This is a genomic window from Streptomyces sp. NPDC059499 (assembly GCF_042749285.1).
Taxonomy (GTDB): domain Bacteria; phylum Actinomycetota; class Actinomycetes; order Streptomycetales; family Streptomycetaceae; genus Streptomyces.
Genome location: NZ_JBHYTT010000021.1, coordinates 113,069 through 120,134 on the forward strand (window position 1 = coordinate 113,069; position 7,066 = coordinate 120,134).

The window sequence follows — 7,066 nt, forward strand, 5'->3', positions numbered from 1 at the left end:
AAGCTCTGAACGTCCCCCTTTTCGGATTCGCCGCCGCGTGGCGGGGCCATGACCCCTGCACGGAGCGACGGACCGAGGAGGGGGACGGATGAAGCTGGGAACAGGAATCGGCTGGCGGCCTGAGATCGAGGACGCCGTCGAGGCGCTGCCCGGGATCGACTGGGTCGAGGCGGTTGCGGAGAACATCTGCACCGACCACCTCCCCGCGTCTCTCGCGCGCCTCAGGGAGCGCGGCGTCACCGTCGTCCCGCACGGCGTCTCGCTGGGCCTCGGCGGAGCCGACCGCCCCGACGCGGGCCGCCTCGCCGACCTGGCGGCGCGGGCCGCACTGCTGGACACGCCGCTGGTGACGGAGCACATCGCGTTCGTACGGGCCGGGGGGCCGCTGACCGCGTCGCCGGGGCTGGAGGCGGGGCACCTGCTGCCCGTACCGCGGACCTGGGACGCGCTGGAGGTGCTCTGCGAGAACGTGCGCATCGCCCAGGACTCGCTGCCCGTGCCACTGGCTCTGGAGAACATCGCCGCGCTGATCTCCTGGCCGGACGAGGAGCTGACCGAGGGACAGTTCCTCGCGGAGCTGGTCGAGCGCACCGGCGTACGGCTGCTGATCGACGTCGCCAATCTGCACACCAATCACGTCAACCGGGGCGAGGACCCGGCGACGGCCCTCGACGAGCTGCCGGTCGAGGCCATCGCGTACGTCCATGTGGCGGGCGGCATGGAGAAGGACGGGGTCTGGCACGACACGCACGCCCATCCCGTGTCGCAGCCCGTCCTGGACGTGCTGGCCGAGCTCCGCTCACGGGTCGATCCGCCGGGCGTCCTACTGGAGCGCGACGACGACTTCCCGCCGATCGCGGAACTGGCGGGCGAACTGGCCGCGATCCGCGCCACGCTGGCCGGGGCGGCCGACGTGCCGGCACCCGTGCGACGGCCGCCCGCGCGCTCCCAGGAGCCGGCCGGCCGGACCGCAGGTGCCCGCGGCCGCACCGCCGTCGCCCAGACCGCACTGCTCTCGTCACTGGTCGCGGGTACGCCCGCACCGGAGGGCTTCGACCACCGGCGGCTCGGTGTGCAGAGCCGCGCCCTGGCCGTCAAGCGGGCCGAGGTCGTCGCCAAGGTGGCACCGGAGCTCCCGGAGATCCTCGGCGACGGCTACCGGAGCGCTTTCCTCGCATACGCCAGGACCCGGCCCATGTCCGGCGGTTACCGTCGTGACGCCCTGGCCTTCGCCGAGCAGCTGCTCGTCGCGGGGGCTCCGGCCGACGACGCGGCCCGCCGCAGGCTGACCCACTGGTGGCAGGACCGCGCGGGCGCCCGCCCGCCGCGCCGCGGCACCCGTCTGGTCCGGGCGGCCCGTACCGCTCTCATGGGAAGGTGACCCCGATGAACGCCCTTGCTCTTCTGATGACTCTCGCCGCGGTGGTCTCCTCGACGCTCCTGATCGTCGCGACCCGCAAGGCCGGCCGCCTCGGCGCCGGCCCCGACGCGTACGTGCACGACCTCTCCGAGGCCGCCTTCCTCAACGGCGGTCCGGCAAGGGTCGTGGACACCGCGCTCACCGCCCTGCACACCGACGGGCGACTGGCCATCGGCGGCCCGGGCATCGTCGCCGTACAGCGCCCGGAGGCCCGGGACGCGGTGGAGCGTGCCGTGCTCCAGGAGCTGGGCGCCGCCCCGAGCGGCGCCCTGCACACGCTGCGGCAGGCCGTGATGCGGCATCCGGCGGTGCAGGAGATCGGCGACGGACTCGCGGCACGCGGGCTGCTGGTCGAACCGGAGGAGAACCGGACCCGCCGCCGGTGGGCCGTCGCCCAGCTGTCGGTGTGCCTGGTGGCCGGCCCCGTCAGTCTTCTGCTGACGTTCCTCCAGTACGTCCTGCACGAGGGCTACGCGGACATGCCGTTCCCGTTCATCGTGAAGGTGTTGCCCGCACTCCTGGGCGGGGCCCTGGTGGGCGGCCTCACGGCCGCGTCGGCCAAGACGCGGATCACCCGGGCGGGGCGCCTGGCCGCCGACGGATACGCGGCCGCGCACGCCCATGTGGGCGACCCGGCCCACCTGGTGGCCACACGGGGGCTGGGCACGCTCCCCGACCCCGCGCTCCAGGGGCAGTTGCTCGCAGCCGCGCGCCACCGGCCCGCCGGACGCTCGTCGTCGTCCTCCTCCCCCTCGACGGACTCCTATGCCGCAAGCGCCGTGCTCCTGCCGGTGATGTGGTGCGCCGGGTCGAGCCCAGGCGGCGGCTGCGGAAGTTCCAGCGGCGGCGGCGGCCACGGGTCGGGATCCTCCTGCAGTTCCGGATCGAGCTGCAGTTCCGGATCGAGCTGCGGCGGATCGAGCGGCGGGTCGAGCTGCAGCAGCAGCAGCGGATCGAGTTGCGGCAGCAGCAGTGGTGGTTCGAGCTGCGGCAGTAGTTCCTGAACGCACGGTTTCGGCCACCGATAACCGTCAGTGACCACAATTCGTCCATATCGTGAACAGCCCATGGCGCTCACATGCCCGTCTCGCATAGAACTCCGCCATGCTCTGGGTCTTGTTCCTTCTGGTCGCGTGGGGCGCGGCGGCCATCTCCTGCATCCGGCTCTGCCTCGTCACCGCGGGTACGGCCCAGCGGCCGTCGGTGGCCGGGCGCGAACCCGCCCTTCACGAACTCAACCTGTACGAGACGGCCTTCCTGGCCGGCGGCCCGCACCGGGTCGCCGACCTGGCGCTGGTGTCCATGCATCTGCGGCGCCGGCTGTTGCTCGCCCACACGGGCTGGGCGACGGTCGTCGACCCGGAGGGCCGGGACGAGGTCGAGCGCACGGTGATCCGGGCGATCGGCCCGGAGGGGCAGTCCCGGATAGCCCCGATACGGGCCGCTGCCGCGGCCGCCGAGGCCGTACGCACCCTCGCCGACCGGCTCGTCGCGGCGGGCCTCGCCGTCCCGCACGGGACCCGGACGACCCTGGAGTCCGCGGTGCGGGCCGTGCGGGGTGCGGCGGCGCTGGTGGTGGTGCTGGCCGCTGCCGCCGTGCTGATCCCGGGTCAGGACCCCGGGTACGCGGGTCCGGTGGTGGCCTGGTTCGGGCTGCCGCTCGTCCTCACGCTGGGCTGCCTGGCCATAGCCCGTGTCGAGAACCATCCGTACAGCCCGTGGGCCTCGCCGTCCGGGCAGCGGTGGCTGGACTCGCTGCCGGCCCCGGCGCACGGGGCGGACCGCGACCTGCTGGCGGCGGTGGCGGTACGGGGTGTGGGGGCCGTCGAGGACCCGGAACTGCGCGCGGCTCTGCGCAGCGGCCGCACGGCGCATTCGGGCCGATGAAGGCCCCGGACGCATCGGCCGCTCATCGGCCGTGGGGAACGAGAAGCGGCGGCCTGCGGGGAGGTATGGCTGACTCCCCCGCAGACCACCGCAGTTCGCCGGTCCGAGGCCGAAGTGGCCCCGGAACCGGACCCGGTGTCGCTGGAACGGCGGGCGGCGTCATTGCACGCCGTTGCCCGCCAACTGATCTTCCGGGTCGGGTGATCGGAAACGCTGGCTATGCGAGTCCGGCCACCAAGTCTGCGACGGACTTCCTGCGCCCGGTGTAGAACGGAACTTCTTCGCGCACGTGCAACCGCGCCTCGGAGGCCCGCAGATGACGCATGAGGTCGACGATGCGGTACAGCTCGTCGGCCTCGAAGGCGAGGACCCACTCGTAGTCGCCGAGCGAGAACGAGGCGACGGTGTTGGCACGCACGTCGGGGTAGCCGCGGGCCATCTTGCCGTGGTCCGCGAGCATGCGGCGGCGGTCCTCGTCCGGCAGCAGGTACCAGTCGTAGCTGCGCACGAAGGGGTACACGCTGATGTAGTCGCGCGGCGTCTCGTCGGCCAGGAACGCCGGCACGTGCGACTTGTTGAACTCGGCGGGACGGTGCAGCGCCATGTTCGACCAGACCGGCTCCAGTGCCCGTCCCAGCCTGGTGCGCCGGAAGAGGTTGTACGCCTCCTGCAGCTCGTCGGAGGTCTCGGCGTGCCACCAGATCATGAGATCGGCGTCGGCGCGCAGACCGGACACGTCGTACGTGCCGCGGACCGTGATGTCCTTGGCTCCGAGCTGGTCGAACAGCTCCTGGACCTCGTCGGCGTAGCCGGCGCGGTCGGCGGGGAGCACATCTCGCAGCTTGAAGACGGACCACAGCGTGTAGCGGATGACCTCGTTGAGGTCCTTGGCCTTCTTACCGGCGTTCGGAAGCTTCTCTGGCGCACTCATACGGCTATTGTCCCGCCTCGCTCCGAGTGCCCTGAACCGGGGGCGGCGTGGCGATGATCTCCCCCGCGCTCCCCGGTGTGATCCCGCCGGCGGTCTCCCCCGTCAGGTCCAGGACGACCTCGTCCGCGGCCCGCCGGGCGCTCGCGATGCAGGCGGGGATCCCGACCCCGTCGTACACCGCGCCGCACACCCGCAGTCCCGGCAGCTTGGCGACCTCGTCGCGGATCCGTGCGACGCGGGTCAGATGCCCGACCGGGTACTGCGGCAGGCCGCCGATCCACCGGGTGACCTCCGTGTCGACGGGCACGGCGGTGAGCCCGGTCGCGGCGGCGAGGTCGCCCCGCGACACGTCGACGAGCTCGGAGTCCTCACGGTGCAGGTGGTCCTCCTCGCCGTAGCGGCCGACGGAGGTGCGCAGCACGAAGAGGCCGGGGTCGGCATCGGCGACCCACTGCCACTTGTTGCTGGAGAAGGTCGACGCCTTGATCGTGCGCCCGTCGACGGGCGGCACGAGGAATCCGGAGCGCTCCCGCAGTGCTTCGGTTCCGGCGATGTCGGAGCGCCGGAAGGCCATGGTGATCAGAGCCATCGAGGCGTACTCGACCGCGGCCAGGTCGACCGAGGCTGCTGGGCACTCGGCTGCGAGCAGCGTGGACGCGGACCAGGCGGGGGTGGCCAGGACGACGCCGTCGGCGGAGATCACCCGGGTGTCCGTGCGTATGTCCCAGCCCCGGGCGCTGCGGGTCAGCCCGAGTACGGGGGTGGCGGTGAGGATCTCCGCCCCTCCCGCGCGTACGGCGTCGGCCACGGCGTCCGGCAGGGTGCCGATGCCGCCGTCGATGCCCTGGAAGACCGGTCCGGTCTGCTGCCGGGCGGCGGCCCTCTCCTGGATGCGGAGCACGCCGTCGAGGAGCGAGCCGCCCTCCTTCACCACCTCGAACAGCTGCGGTACGGCGGCACGCATCGAGATCCGGTAGGCGTCACCCGCGTACACCCCGCCGAGCAGCGGCTCCACGAGCCGGTCCACGACCTCGCGGCCGAGCCGGTCGGCGACATAGGCACCGACCGCGACGTCGTCGCCGACGGTGGTCGGCGTGAGGTCGCGCTCCTGGGCGATCCTGGCCAGCCCCTCCGGCGAGAGCACGCCGCCGAGGGCGGCCGGGTCTCCGGGCACGCCCATGACGTGCCCCTTGGGCATGGGGCGCAGGGCGTCACGCGTCCAGAGGGACGCGGTGGCGGTGGCGGGCGGCTGCAGCCGGTCGCCGAGGCCGACGGCCGTGGCGAGCTCGACCGCCTCCGGGCGCCGCGCGAGCATCGACTCGGCACCGAGGTCCACCCGGGTACCGGCGACCTCGCCGGTCATCAGCTTGCCGCCGAGCCGCTCCGTCGCCTCCAGGAGCGTGACCCGCAGACCGGTGGAGAGCAGCCGGTGGGCGGCGGCCAGTCCGGCGATGCCGCCGCCGATGACGACGACATGACCCGTACGCGTGTTGTCGCGCTGAAGAGAACCCTGCATGGGTCCACTCTCTCAAACCCGGACCGAGTCCCGACCGTGACCGCTTCGAAACCGCTGAGAGGCAACCCTCACAGGCCCCTCGTACGTCGAACCGGCACCATCAACAACGGCCCTGGGGGGACGCGTTATGCATATCGAACGCCACACGGACAGTCATCCACCCGCCCATGTCCTCCGACGCCGCTCACGCGCCGCTCTGGCAGCCGGACTGCTCGTGGTGCTGCTCGGCACCGGTGCGTGCGGCGCCGGTGACGGTGCCGACTCGCAGAGCAATGGCGTGGCGGCCGACCAGAAGCAGGGGGCGCCGGGCGCGGAGGGCGCCGCCCAGGCGGACACGGACGGCGGGAAGTCCGCGGACCGGGCTTCGTCGGCGCCGAAGCCGGGCAGCGCGGTCGCCGTGCACGTCATCCGCACGGCGACGCTCGACGTCGAGGTGAAGAGCGTGCCGAAGGCGGTCGCCGCCGCCCGCAGCGTCGCGGAGGGCGCAGGGGGGCTCGTCGCGGACGAGACCACGGAACGGCTCGACGACACGCACGACGTGTCCCATCTCGTACTGCGTGTCCCGCAGGCCGAGTACGACGCGGTCCTGCGCAAGCTCGCGGGGTCCGGGAAGCTGCTGTCCCGGACGTCGAACGCGAAGGACGTCACGGGACAGGTCGTCGACGTCGAGAGCCGTATCGCCACCCAGCGGGCGAGCGTCAACCGGGTCCGCGCGCTGATGGACCAGGCCACCAAGCTCACCGACGTGGTGACCCTGGAGGGTGAACTGAGCAACCGTCAGGCCGCCCTGGAGTCGCTGCTCGCCCAGCAGGCCTCCCTGAAGGACCGCACCTCACTGGCGACGATCACGCTCGAACTCAGCGAGCCGTACGGGAGCGACAAGGATCCCGAGGACGAGGACACGGGCTTCCTGGACGCGCTGCGCGGCGGCTGGGACGCGTTCGTGACGATGCTGCGGTGGATCGCGGTCGCCATAGGCGCCACCGCGCCGTTCCTCGCCGCCGCGGCGGTCCTGCTGGTCCTGTGGCGGCTTCTGCGCGGCCGCCTGCCGCGCCGCCGTACGCCGGCTCAGGCGCCCGCACAGGCGCCCGCGGCCTCGCCCTCGGCCGGTGCCGGTCCGGAGGTCCCACCGGCCCCGTGAGCGCCGTAGCGTGGGCTCCCTGACACCACGGCGAAGGGACCCGGCATGGCAGCGGAGCGACTTGTGGTCATCGGGGGCGACGCGGCGGGGATGTTCGGCCCGTGGCCGGCCCGCAGGCGCAATGGGGGGGGGGAAGAGGGCGTCGCGGGCGTCGAGCGGCGGGCCCGGACC

General features: G+C 72.9%; 6 protein-coding genes. 4 read left to right on the forward strand and 2 right to left on the reverse strand.

Features of this window, described 5'->3' with window-relative positions; translation table 11 throughout:
• The first annotated feature begins 88 nt into the window (after positions 1-88).
• The 3 genes from ACFW9O_RS33395 (at position 89) to ACFW9O_RS33405 (ending at position 3,307) form a co-directional block, all read left to right on the forward strand.
• Positions 89-1,381, forward strand: a complete 1,293-nt coding sequence (locus tag ACFW9O_RS33395) for a DUF692 domain-containing protein (RefSeq protein WP_384614574.1) — start codon at positions 89-91, stop codon at positions 1,379-1,381.
• A 5-nt stretch (positions 1,382-1,386) separates the two neighbouring features.
• Positions 1,387-2,424, forward strand: coding sequence for a TIGR04222 domain-containing membrane protein (locus ACFW9O_RS33400; protein WP_384614575.1), 1,038 nt, complete (start codon positions 1,387-1,389; stop codon positions 2,422-2,424).
• A 100-nt stretch (positions 2,425-2,524) separates the two neighbouring features.
• The gene (locus ACFW9O_RS33405) at positions 2,525-3,307 is read left to right on the forward strand and encodes a TIGR04222 domain-containing membrane protein (RefSeq protein ID WP_351171113.1); all 783 of its coding nucleotides are present in this window, start codon (positions 2,525-2,527) and stop codon (positions 3,305-3,307) included.
• 217 nt (positions 3,308-3,524) lie between these two features.
• Here the strand turns inward: ACFW9O_RS33405 and hemQ are convergent, their stop codons facing one another.
• Together hemQ and hemG are read right to left on the reverse strand one after the other, a co-directional pair.
• Positions 3,525-4,238: a hydrogen peroxide-dependent heme synthase gene (hemQ, locus tag ACFW9O_RS33410; RefSeq protein ID WP_329206337.1), complete on the reverse strand. Its 714-nt coding sequence runs from the start codon at positions 4,236-4,238 to the stop codon at positions 3,525-3,527.
• Between the two features lie 4 nt (positions 4,239-4,242).
• Positions 4,243-5,754 carry a protoporphyrinogen oxidase gene (hemG, locus tag ACFW9O_RS33415; protein ID WP_384614577.1) on the reverse strand — a complete coding sequence of 504 codons (1,512 nt, stop codon included), beginning with the start codon at positions 5,752-5,754 and terminating at the stop codon, positions 4,243-4,245.
• A gap of 127 nt (positions 5,755-5,881) precedes the next feature.
• Here hemG and ACFW9O_RS33420 point away from each other — a divergent pair, with 127 nt between their 5' ends.
• Positions 5,882-6,895 (forward strand): DUF4349 domain-containing protein, encoded by a 1,014-nt coding sequence (locus ACFW9O_RS33420; RefSeq protein ID WP_384614579.1) that lies wholly within the window; start codon positions 5,882-5,884, stop codon positions 6,893-6,895.
• Positions 6,896-7,066: the final 171 nt, after the last annotated feature.